This is a genomic window from Variovorax sp. PMC12, from assembly GCF_003019815.1.
GTDB lineage: Bacteria > Pseudomonadota > Gammaproteobacteria > Burkholderiales > Burkholderiaceae_C > Variovorax.
In genome coordinates, this window is the sequence record NZ_CP027773.1 from 504203 (window position 1) to 522739 (window position 18537).

General features: G+C 68.1%; 21 protein-coding genes. 13 read left to right on the plus strand and 8 right to left on the minus strand.

The window, feature by feature from the left end:
* Positions 1-23: 23 nt before the first annotated feature.
* The 3 genes from C4F17_RS02255 to C4F17_RS02265 are packed head-to-tail and all read right to left on the minus strand — an operon-like array spanning position 24 to position 1791.
* Complete coding sequence (locus C4F17_RS02255; RefSeq protein WP_106934131.1) at positions 24-506, minus strand: CreA family protein; 483 nt, start codon at positions 504-506, stop codon at positions 24-26.
* A gap of 14 nt (positions 507-520) precedes the next feature.
* Complete coding sequence (locus C4F17_RS02260) at positions 521-1072, minus strand: NUDIX hydrolase (RefSeq protein ID WP_081269586.1); 552 nt, start codon at positions 1070-1072, stop codon at positions 521-523.
* Between the two features lie 17 nt (positions 1073-1089).
* Positions 1090-1791 carry a fumarylacetoacetate hydrolase family protein gene (locus C4F17_RS02265; protein WP_106934132.1) on the minus strand — a complete coding sequence of 234 codons (702 nt, stop codon included), beginning with the start codon at positions 1789-1791 and terminating at the stop codon, positions 1090-1092.
* A 115-nt stretch (positions 1792-1906) separates the two neighbouring features.
* Here C4F17_RS02265 and C4F17_RS02270 point away from each other — a divergent pair, with 115 nt between their 5' ends.
* The 3 genes from C4F17_RS02270 to pgeF are packed head-to-tail and all read left to right on the plus strand — an operon-like array spanning position 1907 to position 4247.
* Positions 1907-2821, plus strand: a complete 915-nt coding sequence (locus tag C4F17_RS02270) for a tetratricopeptide repeat protein (RefSeq protein WP_106934133.1) — start codon at positions 1907-1909, stop codon at positions 2819-2821.
* 23 nt (positions 2822-2844) lie between these two features.
* A complete protein-coding gene (gene maiA, locus C4F17_RS02275; protein ID WP_081269583.1) occupies positions 2845-3483 on the plus strand; it encodes a maleylacetoacetate isomerase in 639 nt (212 codons plus the stop codon).
* Positions 3484-3488: 5 nt separating this feature from the next.
* Positions 3489-4247: a peptidoglycan editing factor PgeF gene (gene pgeF, locus C4F17_RS02280; protein WP_106934134.1), complete on the plus strand. Its 759-nt coding sequence runs from the start codon at positions 3489-3491 to the stop codon at positions 4245-4247.
* Here the strand turns inward: pgeF and C4F17_RS02285 are convergent.
* Entirely contained in the window at positions 4179-4493 is a 315-nt protein-coding gene (locus tag C4F17_RS02285) for a hypothetical protein (protein WP_081269581.1), read from the minus strand. The two genes, pgeF and C4F17_RS02285, sit on opposite strands and share 69 nt — an antisense overlap.
* A 110-nt stretch (positions 4494-4603) precedes the next feature.
* Between C4F17_RS02285 and phaC the strand changes: the two genes are divergently transcribed.
* Both phaC and C4F17_RS02295 read left to right on the plus strand, forming a co-directional pair.
* The gene (gene phaC / locus C4F17_RS02290) at positions 4604-6361 is read left to right on the plus strand and encodes a class I poly(R)-hydroxyalkanoic acid synthase (protein WP_106937415.1); all 1758 of its coding nucleotides are present in this window, start codon (positions 4604-4606) and stop codon (positions 6359-6361) included.
* A gap of 37 nt (positions 6362-6398) precedes the next feature.
* Positions 6399-7577 carry an acetyl-CoA C-acetyltransferase gene (locus C4F17_RS02295; RefSeq protein ID WP_081269580.1) on the plus strand — a complete coding sequence of 393 codons (1179 nt, stop codon included), beginning with the start codon at positions 6399-6401 and terminating at the stop codon, positions 7575-7577.
* 39 nt (positions 7578-7616) lie between these two features.
* On the opposite strand, the gene C4F17_RS02300 is transcribed toward C4F17_RS02295, so the two are convergent.
* The gene (locus tag C4F17_RS02300) at positions 7617-8249 is read right to left on the minus strand and encodes a glutathione S-transferase family protein (protein ID WP_106934135.1); all 633 of its coding nucleotides are present in this window, start codon (positions 8247-8249) and stop codon (positions 7617-7619) included.
* A gap of 28 nt (positions 8250-8277) precedes the next feature.
* On the opposite strand from C4F17_RS02300, the gene yghU reads away from it, so the two are divergent.
* Positions 8278-9156: a glutathione-dependent disulfide-bond oxidoreductase gene (yghU, locus tag C4F17_RS02305; protein WP_106934136.1), complete on the plus strand. Its 879-nt coding sequence runs from the start codon at positions 8278-8280 to the stop codon at positions 9154-9156.
* A 28-nt stretch (positions 9157-9184) separates the two neighbouring features.
* The gene (locus C4F17_RS02310; protein WP_106934137.1) at positions 9185-9775 is read left to right on the plus strand and encodes an NADPH-dependent FMN reductase; all 591 of its coding nucleotides are present in this window, start codon (positions 9185-9187) and stop codon (positions 9773-9775) included.
* 456 nt (positions 9776-10231) lie between these two features.
* On the opposite strand, the gene C4F17_RS02315 is transcribed toward C4F17_RS02310, so the two are convergent.
* Positions 10232-11158, minus strand: coding sequence for a LysR family transcriptional regulator (locus tag C4F17_RS02315; RefSeq protein ID WP_106934138.1), 927 nt, complete (start codon positions 11156-11158; stop codon positions 10232-10234).
* Between the two features lie 107 nt (positions 11159-11265).
* On the opposite strand from C4F17_RS02315, the gene C4F17_RS02320 reads away from it, so the two are divergent.
* The 5 genes from C4F17_RS02320 to C4F17_RS02340 are packed head-to-tail and all read left to right on the plus strand — an operon-like array spanning position 11266 to position 16300.
* On the plus strand, positions 11266-12246 hold the full coding sequence (locus C4F17_RS02320; protein ID WP_106934139.1) for a tripartite tricarboxylate transporter substrate binding protein: 981 nt from the start codon (positions 11266-11268) through the stop codon (positions 12244-12246).
* A 27-nt stretch (positions 12247-12273) separates the two neighbouring features.
* Positions 12274-13170, plus strand: coding sequence for an FAS1-like dehydratase domain-containing protein (locus C4F17_RS02325; protein ID WP_106934140.1), 897 nt, complete (start codon positions 12274-12276; stop codon positions 13168-13170).
* A gap of 17 nt (positions 13171-13187) precedes the next feature.
* The gene (locus C4F17_RS02330; protein ID WP_106934141.1) at positions 13188-14369 is read left to right on the plus strand and encodes a CaiB/BaiF CoA transferase family protein; all 1182 of its coding nucleotides are present in this window, start codon (positions 13188-13190) and stop codon (positions 14367-14369) included.
* Complete coding sequence (locus tag C4F17_RS02335) at positions 14366-15253, plus strand: HpcH/HpaI aldolase/citrate lyase family protein (protein ID WP_234382503.1); 888 nt, start codon at positions 14366-14368, stop codon at positions 15251-15253. The genes C4F17_RS02330 and C4F17_RS02335 overlap by 4 nt, the downstream gene beginning before the upstream one ends.
* 36 nt (positions 15254-15289) lie before the next feature.
* Positions 15290-16300: a tripartite tricarboxylate transporter substrate-binding protein gene (locus tag C4F17_RS02340; protein ID WP_106934142.1), complete on the plus strand. Its 1011-nt coding sequence runs from the start codon at positions 15290-15292 to the stop codon at positions 16298-16300.
* Between the two features lie 9 nt (positions 16301-16309).
* Here C4F17_RS02340 and C4F17_RS02345 read toward each other — a convergent pair whose 3' ends face one another.
* A complete protein-coding gene (locus C4F17_RS02345; protein WP_106934143.1) occupies positions 16310-16849 on the minus strand; it encodes a CinA family protein in 540 nt (179 codons plus the stop codon).
* A complete protein-coding gene (locus C4F17_RS02350; RefSeq protein WP_106934144.1) occupies positions 16846-17493 on the minus strand; it encodes a DJ-1/PfpI family protein in 648 nt (215 codons plus the stop codon). Before C4F17_RS02350 ends, C4F17_RS02345 begins: the two co-directional genes overlap by 4 nt.
* A 213-nt stretch (positions 17494-17706) precedes the next feature.
* Between C4F17_RS02350 and phbB the strand changes: the two genes are divergently transcribed.
* Positions 17707-18444 (plus strand): acetoacetyl-CoA reductase, encoded by a 738-nt coding sequence (gene phbB, locus C4F17_RS02355; RefSeq protein ID WP_081269077.1) that lies wholly within the window; start codon positions 17707-17709, stop codon positions 18442-18444.
* The last annotated feature ends 93 nt before the right edge of the window (positions 18445-18537 follow it).

Below are 18537 nucleotides of genomic sequence, written 5' to 3' on the forward strand. Positions count from 1 at the left end.
GCAAAGGGGCAGTGGGGCGCGCGCTACTTGAGCGGAATCGGCGTGCCACGGTCGATGGGCACGGCGGTCACGCTGTTCTTCGGCGAGCCGTCGACCAGCAGGTCGGAGTAGGTCAGGTAGACCAGCGTGTTGCGCTTGGGGTCAACCATGCGCACCACGCGCAGCCGCTTGAAGAGGATCGACAGCCGCTCGCTGTAGACCTCTTCGCGCTTGGGCAGCGGTTGCGTGATGCTCACCGGGCCTACCTGGCGGCAGGCGATGGAGGCTTCGGACTTGTCCTCCGCCACGCCGAATGCACCGGCCAGCCCGCCGGTCTTGGCGCGCGACACATAGCAGGTGACGCCGTTGACCTTGGGATCGTCGTAGGCCTCGATCACGATCTTGTGGTCGGGGCCGATGAGCTTGAAGGCGGTGTCGACGTCGCCCACCGTTTCCGCGTGTGCCGTGGCAGCCAGGATGAACCCGAGGCCGAGCGCGGTGCGCAGCAGGATGGAGCGAAGTGTCATGGTGTCGTGCGGTTTCAGATGAGGTCGATGGTGTGGACGCGGTCGAAGCTGCCGCGCCGGCGGTCTTCGAAGTAGTGCTCGAGCGTTTCGCGAACGGTGCGAAAGGCGATTTCTTCCCAGGGAATCTCTTCCTCGGTGAAGAGCTTCGCCTCGATGGTCTCGTGGCCGGGGTCGAACTTGTCGTCGAGCAGGCGCGCGCGGTAGAACAGGTGGACCTGGCCCACGCGCACGACGCTGATCACCGAGAACAGGCCTTCCATCTCGAAGTTCGCGCCGGCCTCTTCGTCGGTCTCGCGGGCCGCGCCCTGGGCGGTGGTTTCCTCGAGTTCCATGAAGCCGGCGGGCAGGGTCCACTTGCCCCAGCGCGGCTCGATGTTGCGCTTGCACAGCAACACCTTGTCGCCCAGGACCGGAATGGTGCCCACCACGTTGAGCGGGTTCTCGTAGTGGATGGTGTTGCAGGCCGGGCAGATGGCGCGCTGCTTGGTGTCGCCGTCGTCCGGAACTCGGTAGACCACGGCGGTGCCGCAGTTCTTGCAGTGCTTGATGGGAACGCGCAGGAGCATGAAGCCGTCCGCCGCCTTCAGACGATCCTGACGGTCAGCGCCGGCAGGCCCGCGACTTGGCCCACCAGCGTGTCGCCGGCCACCACGGCGGCCACGCCTTCAGGCGTGCCCGTGAAGATCAGGTCGCCGGGCTGCAGCTCCCACGCGGCCGACAGGTGCTCGATGGTCTCGGCCACGTTCCAGATCAGCTTGCTCACGTTGCTGCGCTGGCGGTCGGCGCCGTTCACCTGCAGGGAGATCTCGGCCTTTTCGGCGTCGCCGGCCTGTGCCACGGGCACGATCGGGCCGATGGGCGCGCTCTGCTCGAAGCTCTTGCCGATGTCCCAGGGGCGGCCCTGCTTCTTCATGTCGTTCTGCAGGTCGCGGCGCGTCATGTCGAGCCCGACCGCGTAGCCGTAGATGTGCTTGTGCGCATCGGCTGCCGCGATGTTCTTGCCGCCGGTGCCGATCGCCACCACCAGTTCGATCTCGTGGTGCAGGTTCTTGGTGAGCGTGGGATAGGCCATGGTGCCGGTCTGGCCGGCATCGACCGTCACCAGCGCGTCGGCGGGCTTCATGAAGAAGAAGGGCGGCTCGCGGCCGGTGAAGCCCATTTCCTTGGCGTGATCTTCGTAGTTGCGGCCCACGCAGTAGATGCGGTGCACCGGGAAGCGGGCGGGCTGGCCGGCCACGGGAACAGAAACGGTGGCGGGCGGGGCGAAGACAAACTCGGAAGCCATTGCGACGTGTCCTTTTTCAGCGAAACCTGGCGGGGAAACCGGCAGTGTGCCAGAGGCGGGAGGCTCACAATAGCGCCTACCGCGCAACCCCATTTCTTCGTTTCCAGTTTTCACAATGCCAATCCGCCTCGGCAAAGCCGGCAAAGCCACCGCATTCAATGAACTCGGCCGACGGCGCGACGACGAGGGCGACCAGGACGGCGCGCTCGAAGCCTACGCTCAGGCCAGCGCCGTCCACCCGTACTGGGCGGCGCCCTGGTACAACGCCGGGCTCATCCACAAGTACCGCGGCGAATGGGCCGCCTCGCTGCAGGCCAATGCCCGCGCGGTGCAATGCGAGCCGGACAACCAGGGCGCGCTCTGGAACCTGGGCATCGCGGCCACGGCGCTGGGCGACTGGGCCACGGCGCGGCGCGCATGGCGCCAGTACGGCATCGGCATTCCGGACGGCGAAGGGCCGATCGATTTCTTCGTCGGCCTCACACCCATTCGCGTGCACGGCGACGAGGCCAGCGAGGTGGTGTGGGCCGACCGCATCGACCCGGCCCGCGCCATCCTGCGCAGCGTGCCGACGCCGGCCTGCGGCCACCGCTGGGGCGACCTCGTGCTGCACGACGGCGCGGCCAACGGCTACCGCATGCGCGGCGATCGCGAGGTGCCGGTCTTCGACGCGCTGGAGCTGATCGCGCCGTCGGAGCACGCAACCTATGAAGTGACCATCGAGGGCGTGGCGCAGGAAGACATCGACGCGCTCATCCGGCGTTTCGAGGCGGCCGATGCCAGCGCCGAGAACTGGACCACCAGCATGCAGGTGCTCTGCCGCGCCTGCTCCGAAGGGCGTCCCCACGGCGAGGGGCACAACCACGAACCCGGCGAGCCGCCCGGCGCGCGCGGCCCGTGGCGCCTGGGCATCGCGGCCCGGGAGGAGGGCGCCGCGCTGCGCATCCTTGCGGAATGGCGCGAAACAGCGGCGCCGGGCTGCGTGCTCGGCGAGCTGCGCTGCCTGCTGATGGGCGTGCCTCGTACTTGATGGCGCGCTATGCTCGGAAAACCATGAAGCTGCACAACTATTTCCGCTCCTCTTCCTCGTTCCGCGTGCGCATCGCCCTCAACCTGAAGGGCCTCGATTACGAGTACGTTCCCGTGCACATCGCGCGCGGCGAACACCGCACCGGCTCCTATCCCGCCATCTCCGCCGACATGCTGGTGCCGTTGCTCGAAGACGAGGGCGAGCGCTTCTCGCAGTCGATGGCCATCATGGAATACCTCGACGAAGTGCACCCCGAGCCGCCGCTGCTGCCCAGCGACCCGGCCGGCCGTGCGCATGTGCGCGCGCTGTCGCAGTCGATCGCCTGCGAGATCCATCCGCTCAACAACCTGCGCGTGCTCAAGTACCTCGTGAAGGACCTGAAGCTCGACGAGGAAGCCAAGAACAACTGGTACCGCCACTGGGTGCGCGACGGCATGCTTGCCTTCGAGCGCCAGCTCGCGCAGCACCCCGCCAGCACGTACTGCTGGGGCAACACGCCCACCATGGCCGACTGCTGCCTGGTGCCGCAGATCTTCAACGGCCGCCGCTTCGACTGCGACTTCAGCGGCCTGCCGCGCACCATGGCCGCATTCGAGGCCTGCATGGAGCTCGACGCCTTCCAGCGCGCGCAGCCCTCGCAGGCGCCCGACGCGGAAGCCTGAAGCCGATGGATGCGCGCTGGCTCGTGCCCGAGTGGCCCGCGCCGCCGAACGTGCGGGCCGTGTGCACCACGCGCGACGGCGGGGTTTCGCAGGGGCGCTACCAGAGCCTGAACCTCGGCGACCACGTGGCCGACGATGCCGCGCACGTCGCCGAGAACCGCAGGCGCCTGCGCGAAGCCATCGGCGCGCGGCCGGTCTTCCTGCAGCAGGTGCACGGCACCGGCGTGGTCGCCCTCGACGACGAGCGGCACGTGGTGCGCTACGGCACGGCGGCCGATGGCTGCACCGCCACCGCCACGGGGCTGGCCTGCACCATCATGGTGGCCGACTGCCTGCCCGTGCTCTTCACCGACGAAGCGGGCCACCGCGTGGCGGCCGCGCATGCCGGCTGGCGCGGACTGGCGGGCGGCGTGCTCGAGCAAACCGCACGGTCGTTCGCACCGGACTCGTCCGGCAAGGTCATCGCATGGCTGGGGCCTTGCATCGGGCCGAAGGCCTTCGAGGTCGGCCCCGAGGTCAAGGCCGCGTTCGAGGCGCATGCGCCCGAGGCCGCCGCGTGCTTCATCCCCTCGGCCGCCGCCGGCAAGTGGCTGGCCGACCTGCCCGCGCTCGCACGCCAGCGCCTGCACGCGGCCGGCGTCGCGTCGGTGCATGGCAACGACGGCACCGACGCGTGGTGCACCGTCGCCAATGGCTCAAGGTTCTTTTCGCACCGGCGCGACGGTGTCAGCGGGCGATTCGCCGCGCTGGTCTGGAAGGTCTGAGGCCGCTGCTTCTTCGGCCCTGGCGGCGCGGCGTGCGGCTTCCTGCGCCTCGGCCTCGCGCTGCTTGATGGCCCGCCGCCGCGCCGGGGTACTCATCAGGTAAACCACCAGTGCCAGCGGCGCCAATCCGTACAAAAGAAATGTGAAGATGGCGCCCAGCACCGTGCCCGTGGTGTTGGTGGCTTCGGCCACCGCCATCATGAGTGCGACGTAGAGCCAGCCGATCACGATCAAATGGATAAACACGGAATTTCAGTCGTTAAGGGAAAGAGCGGCGTTGTGGGTGCCTTGTGAATGCAGGATACTCAAATCACGCAAGCCATCCGTTTCGTTTCAGGCGAGGACCAGGAGACATGATGAAGCAACAAGCCGCGGGGGCCGATGCGTTCGCGCCCTTCCAGCAAGCAATGACCGAGGGATGGACCAAGGCGCTGGAAGCATTCCAGCAATCCGCCACGCAGGGGGCCACGGCCTTCAATGTCGGCGGCACGCCGCTGTGGCAGATGCCGCAGATGTCGCCGTCGAAGCTGCCCGAGCTGCCGAAGCTGTCCATCGACCCCGAAAAGCTCAAGGCCATCCAGCAACAGTACGTTGCAGAAGCAACCGATCTCTGGCGCCGCGGCTTCGACGCCAGGCCCGAAGGCGACAAGCGCTTCGCCAGCGAAGCCTGGGGCAGCAACCCGCTGTCGGCCTTCTCGGCGGCCGTGTACCTGCTCAATGGCCGCACCATGCTCAGCATGGCCGAGGCCATCGACGCCGACGAGAAGACCAAGGCGCGCATGCGCTTCGCGGTCGAGCAATGGATGGCCGCCTCGTCGCCCAGCAATTCGCTCGCCTTCAATGCAGAGGCCCAGAAGAAGGCCATCGAGACGCAGGGCGAGAGCATTGCCAAGGGCATCCAGAACCTGCTGCACGACATGAAGCAGGGCCACGTCAGCATGACCGACGAGAGCGCCTTCGAGGTGGGCCGCAACGTGGCCACCACCGAGGGTGCGGTGGTCTTCGAGAACGACTATTTCCAGCTGCTCGAATACAAGCCCCTCACCGCCAAGGTGTACGAGCGGCCGTTCCTGCTGGTGCCGCCGTGCATCAACAAGTTCTACATCCTCGACCTGCAGCCCGAGAACTCGCTCATTCGCTATGCGAACGAGCAGGGCCACCGCGTGTTCGTGGTGAGCTGGCGCAATCCCGACGAGTCGATGGACAAGGCCACCTGGGACGACTACATCGAGAACGCCGCCATCAAGGCGATCCACACGGTGCAGGAGATCAGCGGCAGCAAGCAGATCAACACGCTGGGCTTCTGCGTGGGCGGCACCATCCTGAGCACAGCGCTGGCGGTGCTCGCGGCGCGCGGCGAGAAGCCGGCCGCGTCGGTCACGCTGCTGACCACCTTCCTCGATTTCAGCGACACCGGCATCCTGGACATCTTCGTGGACGAGCAGATGGTGCAGTACCGCGAAATGCAGCTCGGCAAGGGCGGCCTGCTGCCCGGCGGCGACCTGGCCTCCACCTTCAGCTTCCTGCGGCCGAACGACCTCGTCTGGAACTACGTGGTCGGCAACTACCTCAAGGGCGAGACCCCGCCGCCGTTCGACCTGCTGTACTGGAACAGCGACGCCACCAACCTGCCGGGGCCGTTCTATGCCTGGTACCTGCGCAACACGTACCACGAGAACAAGCTGGCCAAGCCCAACGCGCTCACCGTGTGCGGCCAGAAGATCGACCTGGGCAGCATCGACATTCCGGCCTACATCTACGGCTCGCGCGAAGACCACATCGTGCCCATCGGCGGCGCCTATGCCTCCACGCAGCTGCTGCCGGGCAAGAAGCGCTTCGTGATGGGCGCGTCGGGCCACATCGCCGGCGTGATCAACCCGCCCGCCAAGAAAAAGCGCAGCCACTGGATCCGCGAGGACGGCAAGTTCCCCAAGACCCAGGCCGAATGGCTCGCCGGCGCGCAGGAACACCCGGGCAGCTGGTGGACCGACTGGGCACAATGGCTCAAGGGACACGCGGGCAAACAGATCCCCGCGCCCAAGGCGTACGGCAACGGCAAGGCCTACAAGGCCATCGAGCCGGCGCCGGGCCGCTATGTGAAGGCCAAGGCCTGAGCGCAACAGATTTCAAATCACTTCAACGGAGAACCTCATGGAAGACATCGTCATCGTTTCGGCCGCGCGCACGGCTGTCGGCAAGTTCGGCGGCTCGCTCGCCGGCATTCCTGCCACCGAGCTGGGCGCCATCGTCATCAAGGAAGTGATCGCGCGCGCCAACCTCACGGCCGAACAGGTCGGCGAGGCCATCATGGGCCAGGTGCTCGCGGCCGGCGCCGGCCAGAACCCCGCGCGACAGGCATGGCTGAAGAGCGGCGGCGCCAAGGAAACGCCGGCGCTCACCATCAACGCCGTGTGCGGCTCCGGCCTGAAGGCCGTGATGCTGGCGGCTCAGGCCGTGGCCACTGGCGACAGCGAGATCGTGATTGCCGGCGGCCAGGAAAACATGAGCGCCGCGCCGCACGTGCTCCCCAATTCGCGCAACGGCCAGCGCATGGGCGACTGGAAGCTGGTCGACACCATGATCGTGGACGGCCTGTGGGACGTCTACAACCAGTACCACATGGGCATTACCGCCGAGAACGTGGCCAAGAAGTTCGGCATCGACCGCGCCGCGCAGGACGAGCTGGCACTGGGCAGCCAGACCAAGGCCGCGGCCGCGCAGGACGCCGGCAAGTTCAAGGACGAGATCGTCGGCGTGAGCATTCCGCAGAAGAAGGGCGACCCCGTCATCTTCGATACCGACGAGTTCATCAACCGCAAGACCAGCGCCGAAGGCCTGGCCGGCCTGCGCCCCGCCTTCGACAAGGCCGGCGGCGTGACCGCGGGCAATGCCTCGGGCCTGAACGACGGCGCCGCAGCCGTGATGGTCATGACGGCCAAGAAGGCCGCCGCGCTCGGCCTGAAGCCGCTGGGCCGCATCGCCAGCTACGCCACCGCCGGCCTCGACCCCGCCATCATGGGCATGGGCCCGGTGCCCGCGTCGACCAAAGCGCTGCAGCGCGCCGGCTGGAAGGCCGCCGACCTCGACCTGCTCGAGATCAACGAAGCCTTCGCCGCGCAGGCCTGTGCCGTGAACAAGGAAATGGGCTGGGACGTGAACAAGGTGAACGTCAACGGCGGCGCCATCGCCATCGGCCATCCCATCGGCGCGTCGGGCTGCCGCATCCTGGTGACGCTGCTGCACGAAATGCAGCGCCAGAACGCCAAGAAGGGCATCGCGTCGCTGTGCATCGGCGGCGGCATGGGCGTGGCGCTGACGATCGAACGCTGATCGCAGCAACCGGGCGCTTGCGCCCGTCGGTGTCGCCGCTCAGCGCGACATCGACGGCCGCTGCGCCATCGCGGCACGCCAGCGCAGCAGCTCGGGGTGCTGCTCCCCCGGCTTGACCCGCACCACGCGGGCGAAGTCCACCGCCACCACGGCGGTGATGTCGGCAATGCTGAACCGGTCGGTGGCGATGAATTCGCGGCCGGCCAGCCGCTCGTTCAGCGTCTCGAAGAAGTGCTGCACGCGCGCCTGTCCGCGCTGCGCGAGCTCGGGAATCTGGGCGTAGTTCACCGGGCCGGGCAGGGCGCGGTCGGCCATGGCCGGCGAGCCGTTGCGCAGCGTTTCGGCAATGGCCAGCAGGCCTTCGAATTCCACGCGCCAGTTCCAGCTGGCGATCTCGGCTTTTTCGGCTGGCGTGCGGCCCAGCAGCGGCGGCTCGGGGTAGCGCGCTTCCAGCCAGGCCGCGATGGCGGCGTTGTCGGTCAGGAGGCCGTCTTCCTCGGTGCGCAGCGCGGGCACCGTGCATTGCGGATTGATCTCGCGGTAGGCGGCGCCCAGCTGTTCGCCGCGCACGAGGTCGACCTGCACCGTTTCATGGGCAATGCCCTTCTCGGCAAGCAGGATGCGCGCGCGCCGCGGGCTGGGCGCCGTGGCGCAGTCGTAGAGAATGATCATCGTCTGTCCAACTCCTGGAATTCATCGCATGAATGGCACGACCGCCTATACGCCGCCCACTGTCTGGTCCTGGAACAAGGAAAGCGGTGGCCGCTTCGCGAACATCAATCGCCCGATCGCGGGTGCCACCCATGACAAGGACCTGCCGACCGGGAAGCACCCGCTGCAACTCTATTCGCTCGCGACGCCCAACGGCGTGAAAGTCACGGTGATGCTGGAAGAACTGCTGGCGTTGGGCCATGCCGGCGCCGAGTACGACGCCTGGCTGATCCGCATCAACGACGGCGACCAGTTCGGCAGCGGCTTCGTGGCGGTGAACCCGAATTCCAAGATCCCGGCGCTGCTGGACCGCAGCGGCGCGGCGCCCGTCCGGGTGTTCGAGTCGGGCGCGATCCTGCAGTACCTGGCCGAGAAGTTCGGCGGTGCCTTCCTGCCGGCCGAGCGCGCGGCGCGCGCCGAATGCCTGTCGTGGCTCTTCTGGCAGATGGGCAGCGCGCCTTATTTGGGCGGCGGCTTCGGGCACTTCTACGCCTATGCGCCCACGAAGATCGAATACGCCATCGACCGCTTCGCGATGGAAGTCAAGCGCCAGCTCGACGTGCTCGACCGCCGGCTGGCCGAGAGCCGCTACCTGGCCGGCAACGAATACACCATTGCCGACATGGCCGTCTGGCCCTGGTACGGCACGCTGGCCAAGGGGCAGCTGTACGAAGCGGGCGAGTTCCTGCAGGTGGGCGAATACAAGAACGTGCTGCGCTGGACCGACGAGATCGCGCAGCGCCCCGCGGTGCAGCGCGGCCGCATGGTCAATCGCGCCTGGGGCCAGCCGTCGAGCCAGTTGCTCGAGCGGCATGACGCCAGCGACTTCGACACCCGTACGCAGGACAAGCTGCAACCGCCGGCCTGAGCCAACCCGCAACAAACAAGGAGCTTCGATGAGCGACAGGATCCTGGTCTTCTACGGCTCGTACCGGTCCGACCGCATGGGCGTGCGCCTGGCCGACTACATCGTCGCGGGGCTCAACGGGCGAGGCGCGCAGGCGGAGCTGATCGACGCCAAGGCCGTCGGCCTGCCCATGCTCGACCGCATGTACAAGGAGTACCCCAAGGGCACCGCGCCGGCGGCGATGGAAGCCCTGGCCGAAAAGATCCGCACGGCCGACGCCTTCGTCTTCGTGACCGGCGAATACAACTGGGGCCCGCAGCCCGGCCTCAAGAACCTGACGGACCACTTCCTGGAGGAGTGGTTCTGGCGGCCCGCCGCGGTTGCGAGCTACTCGGCGGGGCGCTTCTCGGGTGTGCGCTCGGGCACGGTGTGGCATTCGATCCTGTCGGAGATGGGCATGGTCGTGGTGTCGAGCACGCTCGCGGTCGGGCCGATCTCTCAGACGCTCGCCGCGCAGGGCAAGCCCACGGGCAGCGCGGGCGAATCGCTCGACCGATCGTTCGGCCGGTTCGCTGACGACCTGGCCTGGTGGACCGAGGCGGCACGGGCGCAGAGAGGGCGCAAGGCGCCGCCTTACTGAGCCCTGAAAGCCCGGTATCGGCGGTGCGCCCGAAGCATCTTGTACACCGCCCAAAATTTAGGCAGGTTGTTGAATCCCCTTATAAAATAACAACTTAGATTGCTTTTACAAGGCTCCACCTGAGTTACCCCCAAAGTTGTGCACAGAAAATGGGGAGTAACCCTGGCGGGTGCGGTTCCGCGCGCAAGTTGGCGGCACGCAGCGAAAAAATTTTGCTCTGCATCGTGCGTTCAGGTCGCGCTCCAGCGATCCTCTGCTAGGAATCCGGGCAGAAAAATGCCTTCTGTCCGGTGTTCGGGCGCCAAGGTTGTGCACCGCTCAAATTTTGAGCAAAGTGTGGAATATCTATATAAAACAACGAGTTGCAGCGCTTTTACAATGCTCCTCATGAGTTACCCCCAAAGTTGTGCACAGAAAATGGGGAATACGCGCATCGGCTCAGGTTTCGCGCGCAACTTAGGGTGAATCGGGCTGCCCCAGCGTCCGCGCCTCGTCGGCGTAGTGACGGCACAAGGTTTCCACCAGCGCCTGTGCATAGATCGGCAACGCCGCCCGGTCGCGCACCAGCAGGTAGCGCTCCCGCACGCACCATGCATCGCTGAGGTCGATCAGCGCGAGCTGCATGCTGTCCTGGTTGCGCCGCGCGGCCGACTCGGGCACCACGCCGATGCCCACGCCGCTGCCGATCATCCGGCACATGGCGTCGAAGCTGCCCAGCTGTATGCGCAGCTTCTGGCGCTTGCCCAGGTTGTCGGTGATCTGCGCCAGGAAGGTCTGCAGCGTGCTGCCCTGCTGCATGCCGATGGCGTCCTCGTCGAGCGTCTCGGCAAAGGCGATGCTGCGGCGCCTGGCGAAGCGGTGCTTGCGCGAAGTAACCAGCACCAGCCGGTCGGTGCTGAAGTGGATGGCTTCCAGCCCCAGCGTGTCGACCCGGCCGGCGACGATGCCGATGTCGGCGCGGCCGTCGAGCACGCCGCGCGGAATCTGAGCATTCGGTTTTTCCTGAAGGTCGACGTTGATGCGCGGGTTGTTCGCAAGAAAGCCCGGCAGGATCTCGGGCAGGAAGTCGGTCACGGCCGTGGTGTTGGCGAACACGCGCAGGTGGCCGCGCAGGCCGCCGCCGTATTCGAGCAGGTCGGCGCGCAGCTGCTCCGTCTGGTGCAGCACGAGGCGGGCATGGTGCAGGAAGGCTTCTCCCGGCGGCAGGAGCCGCACGCCGCGGGCCTCGCGCTGCAGCAGTTGCAGGCCGGCCTGCGTTTCCAGCGCCTTGATGCGCGCGCTGGCGGCGGCCAGCGACAGGTGCTGGCGCTCGGCGGCCCGCGTGAGGTTGCCGAGTTCGGCCGTGGCCACGAAGAGCCGCAGGTCGGTGAGGTCGAAGAGCATCGCCTGATCTTAGTCAAGCCTTCGGAATCGCAGAAGGCTGGGTTCCGAATTCGCAGATTGCGCGCGCGGGTGGCGCCGACGACCATGCGGCCATGGAGACAAGAAACATGAGCTTTCGCGCATTCGCGCTGCTGGCGCTCGCCGCCGCGGCCACCCTGGTGCAGCCGGCTGCGGCCAGCGCCGAGCCATACCCCTCGCGCCCCGTCACGCTGGTCGTGCCGCAGGCGGCCGGCGGCACCAACGACATCGTCGGGCGGCTCGTGGGCCAGAAGGTCGGCGAAGTGATGAACAACGCCAGCGTGGTGGTCGACAACCGGCCCGGCGCAGGCGGCAACATCGGCACGCAGCTGGTGGCCAAGGGGCCGAAGGACGGCTACACCCTGCTCATGACGATCAGCAGCAGCCAGGCCATCAACCCGGCGCTGTACAAGAACACCGGCTTCGACCCGGTCAAAGACTTCAAGCCCGTCGGGCTGATCGGCGCGGTGCCCAACGTGCTGCTGGTCAACCCGTCGTTTCCGGCAAAGAACTTCGCCGAGTTCCTGAAGCTCGCCCGGCAGAAGGGCGCCAACTACCAGTACGCCTCGGCCGGCAACGGCACGCTCAACCACCTGCTCGGCGAAATGCTCAACAGCATGGCCGGCATCTCGCTGCAGCACGTGCCGTACAAGGGCGTGGCGCCCGCGCTCAACGACGTGCTGGGCGGGCAACTGCCGATCGTGTTCGCGAGCCTGCCTTCGGCGCTCTCGCACATCAAGGCCGGCAAGCTGCGCGCGCTGGCCGTGAGCGCCGACAAGCGCTCGCCGGTGCTGCCCGACGTGCCCACCATCGCCGAGGCCGTGCCCGGCTACAACGGCACGCTGTGGATCGGCCTGTTCGCGCCCGCCGGCGTTCCGGCCGACGTGCTCGCGACATTGCAGGACGCCACGCGCAAGGCGCTGGCCTCGAAGGACCTGCGCGACAAGCTGGACCAGCAGGGCGTGGAGATCGCGCCCGACACCTCCCCCGAACAGTTCGCGAAGCTGCTGCAGGACGACCTCGCCAAGTGGGCGCGCATCGTCAAGGCATCCGGCGCCGCGGTCGATTGAACCGAAGCATCGAAGCAACCCCCACCCATGAGCGAGCAAAACTCCCCGAACCCCCGCCTGATCGACGACGACGCCCTGGCAAAGCTGCAGGCCTGGCAGGGCCGCAGCGAAACGCTGGCCGACGACATCACCGCCGCGCCCGTGCGCGCGCTGTCCGCCACCCTCGACCGCGACGATGCCGCGCCCGCGGCCGGCACGCGCCTGCCCGAGCTGTGGCACTGGCTCTACTTCCTGCCGCACCACCGCCAGTCGGAAATCGGCGAGGACGGCCACGCCCGGCGCGGCGGCTTCCTGCCGCCGGTGCCGCTGCCGCGCCGCATGTGGGCCGGCGGCCGGCTCCATTGGGAGGCTGGCAATCCGCTGCGGGTCGGCGACAACGTTGAGCGCACCTCGACCATCGCGTCGGTCACGCACAAGGCGGGCCGTACTGGCGAGCTGGTGTTCGTGCTGGTGCGCCACGAGGTGCGCAACGAGCGCGGCCTGGCGCTGACCGAGGAGCACGACATCGTCTACCGCGCCGCCGCGCAGCCCGGCGAATCGGGCCCGCCACCCACGCCGGCGCCTAAGGACGCCGCCTTCAGCCGCGACATCGCGCCCGACGACGTGCTGCTGTTCCGCTACTCGGCGCTGACCTTCAACGGCCACCGCATCCACTACGACCGGCGCTACGTGACGCAGGTCGAGGGCTACCCCGGCCTGATCGTGCACGGCCCGCTGATCGCGACGCTGCTGGTCGACCTGCTGCGCCGCAACGTGCCGGACGCGCAGCTCGCGCGTTTCGAGTTCCGCGCGGTCCGCCCGACCTTCGATACCGCGCCGTTCCGCGTGCACGGCAAGCCGGGTGCGGACGGCAAGACATTCAGCCTCTGGGGCGAAGACGCCGACGGCTGGCTCACGATGCAGGCCACGGCCGTGCTGGGCTGAAGAGGGAGGACGAACACATGACCCGACCACTGGACGGCATCACCGTCGTTTCTCTCGAACATGCCATTGCCGCGCCGTTCTGCACCCGGCAGCTGGCCGACCTCGGCGCGCGCGTCATCAAGGTGGAGCGGCCCGGCGCCGGCGACTTCGCGCGGGCCTACGACGAGCGCGTGGGCGGCGAGGCCTCGCACTTCGTGTGGGTCAACCGCTCGAAGGAGAGCATCACGCTTGACCTCAAGCAGCCCGCCGCGCTCGAGGTGCTGCGGCAGCTGCTGGCCGAAGCCGACGTGCTGGTGCAGAACCTCGCGCCCGGCGCGGCGCAGCGCATGGGGCTCGGCGCACAGGCGCTGCAGGCGGAGCATCCGAGGCTCATCGTGTGCGACATCTCGGGCTACGGCGATGACGGCCCGTACCGCGACAAGAAGGCCTACGACCTGCTGATCCAGAGCGAGGCCGGCTTCCTGTCTGTCACGGGCACGCCCGACGAGCCCTGCAAGTCGGGCAATTCCATCGCCGACATCGCGGCGGGCATGTACGCCTACACCGGCATCCTCGCGGCGCTGCTCCAGCGCGGCAAGACCGGCAAGGGCTCGCACATCGACGTGTCGATGCTGGAGTCGCTGGCCGAATGGATGGGCTACCCGATGTACTACGCCTACGACGGCGCACCGCCGCCGCCGCGCAGCGCCGCGTCGCACGCGACCATCTATCCCTACGGTCCGTTCCCGGCGGGCGACGGCGGCACGGTGATGCTGGGCCTGCAGAACGAGCGCGAATGGCGCGTGTTCTGCGAGAAGGTGCTGCTGCAGCCGGGGCTCGCGACCGACGCGCGCTTCGACAGCAACGCACGGCGCAACGAGCACCGTGAAACCCTGCGCGCGGTGATCGTCGAGACCTTCGGCGCGCTGAGCACCGCGCAGGTGCTCGAGCGGCTCGACACCGCGCAGATCGCCAATGCGCGCATGAACGACATGGCCGGCCTCTGGGCGCATCCGCAACTGCAGGCGCGCGAGCGCTGGCGGCAGGTGGGCTCGCCGGCCGGGGACATTCCCGCGTTGCTGCCGGCCGGGCGGCAGAGCGCGTTCGACTACCGCATGGACCCGATCCCGGCGGTCGGCCAGCACACCGACGCCATCCTGCGCGGCCTGGGGCGCAGCGACGCGGACATCGCGGCGCTGCGCGAGGCGGGGGCGGTGTGAGCGGCAGTTCCCTCGCGTCCCTGGCTCCCCTGGGGCCCTTGGCGCTGGCGCGCGCCTTCCTCTTCGTGCCGGCCGACCGGCCCGAGCGCCATGCCCGCGCGCTGGCGACCGGCGCGGGCGGCGTGATCGTCGACCTGGAAGACGCCGTGGCGCCCGAGCGAAAGGTGGCGGCGCGCGACGGGCTCGAGGCCTCGTTTGCCGCACTGCCGGCCGCCCAGCGCGGCCGCCTGCTGGTGCGCGTGAATGCCCAGGGCACGCCGTGGCACGGCGACGACTGCGCGCAGGTCGGCAAGCTGGTGAGGCAAGGCCTGATCGCGGGCGTCGTGCTGCCCAAGGCCGAAAACGCCGAAGACCTGGCGCGGCTGGGGGAAGCCATCGGGCCTCGGGGCGTGCTGGTGCCGCTGATCGAATCGGCCGCCGGGCTCGCTTCCATCGATGAGCTCGCCGCCGCCCCGCAGGTGCTGCGCCTGGCTTTCGGCAATCTCGACTTCCAGGCCGACCTGGGCCTGGCCTGCGGAGCGGACGAAGCCGAGCTGGTTCCGGTGCGGCTGGCACTGCTGCTCGCCACGCGCCGCGCCGGGCTGCCCGCACCCATCGACGGCGTGACGCCCGACTGGCGCGACGCGCAGCGCCTCGCGGCCGACACCGCGCGCGCCCGCCGCGGCGGCTTCGGCGCCAAGCTGTGCATCCACCCCGACCAGGTCGCGCCGGTGCATGCGGCACTCGGCCCGAGCGCCGACGAACTGGCCTGGGCCCGCCGCGTGATCGAGGCGACGCGGGCATCGGGCGGCGGCGTCGTCAGCCTCGACGGCCGCATGGTCGACGCGCCCGTCGTGCGGCTCGCCGAGCGGCTGCTCGCGCTCGATGCCCCGCCACCGTCCTGAGACAGATACCTGCCCATAACCATAGGAGACAAAGAAGTGACAGCAACCAAGAAGACCTGGAAATTCAAGACCCTGATCGCGGCCGCCTCGGCGGGCGCCTGCCTGCTGGCGGCGCAATCGCCCGCCTCGGCGCAGGCCGCGTGGCCCGACAAGCCCGTCACCATGGTCGTGCCGTATTCCGCCGGCGGCCCGACCGACGTGGTGGCGCGCATGCTCGCCATTCCGATGGGCAAGTCGCTCGGGCAGACGGTGATCGTGGAGAACACGGTGGGCGCGGGCGGCACGATCGCGCCGGCGCGCGTGGCCCGGGCGGCGCCCAACGGCTACACCATCCTGATCCACCACATGGGCATGGCCACCGCGCCCGCGCTCTACAAGAAGCTCAACTACGACCCGCTGAAGGACTTCGAATACGTCGGCCAGGTGCTGGACGTACCGATGACGCTGCTGTCGCGCAAGGACTTCCCGGCCAGCAACTACCGGGAACTGCTGGACTACGTGAAGGCGAACAAGGACAAGGTCACGCTGGCCAACGCGGGCGTGGGGGCGGTGTCGCAGTTGTGCGGGCTGCTCTTCATGAACCAGATCGGCGTGCAGCTCACCACCGTGCCCTACAAGGGGGCGGGCCCGGCGCTGAACGACCTGATGGGCGGGCAGGTCGACCTGTTGTGCGACCAGACCACGCAGACCGCGCCTGTCATCAAGGACGGCAACCGGGTGAAGGTGTTCGGCGTGACCACGCCGAAGCGGCTGTCGAGCATGCCGAACATCCCGACGCTGGACGAGCAGGGCCTCAAGGGCTTCGACGTGCGGGTGTGGCATGGCATCTACGCGCCCAAGGGCACGCCGCCCGCGGTGATCGAGAAGCTGAACGTCGCCTTGCGAGCCGCGCTGCAGGACGACATGGTCAAGCACCGCCTGGCCGAACTCAGCTCGGAGATCGTGCCGCTGGACAAGCAGACGCCGGAGAGCCTGCGCACGCACCTCGCGGCGGAAGTCGACAAGTGGGGCAAGGTGATCCGCGCGGCGGGCGTGCAGGCGGACTGAGCCTTCGCTTCAGGCGGGCGGGGCTTCTTCGGGCTGCGCCCGCAGCGTCTCTTCGAACAGCGCGAGCAGCTGTCGCGCGAACAGGTCCATGTTGAGCGGCCGGTCGGTGCCGCCGTTCTCGATGGTGCGGCTCACCGCGGCCGCGCCGCCGACCACGGCGAGGCACACATGCCCCGGCGCGTCGCCGTAGGGGCTGCCCGCCGGTCCGGCGGCGCCGCTTTCGCTGATGCCCCAGCTCGTGTGGTGGCTGTCGCGCACCCGGCCGGCGACCAGGCGGGCGTAGGGCTCGGTCTCGCCGCGCATGCCGGCCATGTCTTCGGCGGTGAGGCCCAGCAGCGCCCGGCCCGCGCGCCGCGAATAAACCACCGCGCCGCCCCTGAAATACGCCGACGCGCCCGGCACGGCGAGCAGCGCGGCCGACACCAGCCCGCCGGCCGAGGATTCGACGACCGAGACGGTCTGGCCACGCGCACGCAGCAGGCCGCCCACGCGCGCGGCCAGCACCGCCAGTTGCTCCGGGGTGGAGATGGAGGAGGGCTGCGTTCTCATGGCTTGGCGAACGGGGTGCCGGGGCGCTTCACGTAGGCCGGCGCGCGTTCGTGGCTCGCCGTGCTGCCGTAGACCGTGTCGGCCGGGTAGTACTCGGCCTGCAGCTGCACCTTGGCGGCGGCTTCCTCTCCCGCGGTGTGGGCGATGAAGGCCAGCATCAGGTCGGTGCCGGCCGAAACCCCGGCGGAAGTCCAGACGTTGCCGTCCCGCACGAAGCGCTGCTCGACCACCTTCACGTCGCCCAGCGCGCGCAGTCGGTCGAGCGAACCCCAGTGCGTGGTCGCGGTCTTGCCCGACAGCAACCCGGCCGCGTGCAGCACGAAGGCGCCAGTGCACACCGACAGCAGCGCGCGGCAGGTGGGCGCCTGGTCGGCCAGGAAACGGGTCAGCACCGGGTTGTCGACCTCGCGCCGGGTGCCCATGCCGCCGGGCACCAGCAGGTAGTCCAGCGGCGGGCAGTCGGCAAAAGACACGTGCGGGTTGACCGACAGGCCCTTGGCGCAGGCCACCGGCTCGCGCTTCTCGGCCACGATCAGGCAGTTGGCGGGACCGCCGGCCAGCTTGCTCCACATGGTGAGCATTTCCCATGGACCGACGAAATCGAGCTCTTCGACGTCGGGGAAGATGATGATCCCGAAATTCATACTTTCGAACTCCTTGATATTTCCGTGGCGTTGGTGGTCATGCAAGAACTGCAGGTGCGCGGGCGATGCGAGGATAGAGTCTGCGCTGAAGCCACGCTTCGTGACAGCTGGTTGCAAGCTTGGCTCAGTGTTTTCCTCAGAGTTCGGTGGTCCGAAACTCGCTAGAGTGAAGGCGGCCGTTCAGGCTTTTGCTACGTACATAAAGGAATTCTCATGAGCAAGAAAGTTGCATATGTCACCGGGGGCATGGGGGGCATCGGAACAGCCATCTGCCAGCGTCTGCACAAGGACGGGTTCACTGTGGTCGCAGGTTGCGGCCCCACGCGCGACTACGCCAAGTGGCTCGCCGAACAGAAAGCCGAAGGCTTCGAGTTCCATGCCTCGGTCGGCAATGTCGGCGACTGGCAATCCACCGTCGAAGCCTTCTCCGCCGCCAAGGCAGCGCACGGCCCCATCGACGTGCTGGTCAACAACGCCGGCATCACGCGTGACCGCATGTTCCTCAAGATGACGCCCGAGGACTGGAGCGCGGTCATCGAAACCAACCTCAACAGCATGTTCAACGTCACCAAGCAGGTGGTGGGCGACATGGTCGAGAAGGGCTGGGGCCGCATCATCAACATCAGCTCGGTGAACGGCGCCAAGGGCCAGGCGGGCCAGACCAACTATTCGGCGGCCAAGGCCGGCATGCACGGCTTCACCATGGCGCTGGCGCAGGAACTGGCCAACAAGGGCGTGACGGTCAACACCGTGAGCCCGGGCTACATCGGCACCGACATGGTCAAGGCCATCCGCCAGGAAGTGCTCGACAAGATCGTGGCCACCATCCCGGTCAAGCGCCTGGGCGAGCCGAGCGAAATCGCCTCGATCATCTCGTGGCTCGCCACGGACGAGGGCGGCTACAGCACCGGGGCCGACTTCTCGGTCAACGGCGGCCTGCACATGCATTGAACATGCTGACCGGCACCTGAAGAAAAAACCCGCCTCGGCGGGTTTTTTTGTTCACGATGCGGCTTCTACGAATGGAAACCTGATCCGACGCAA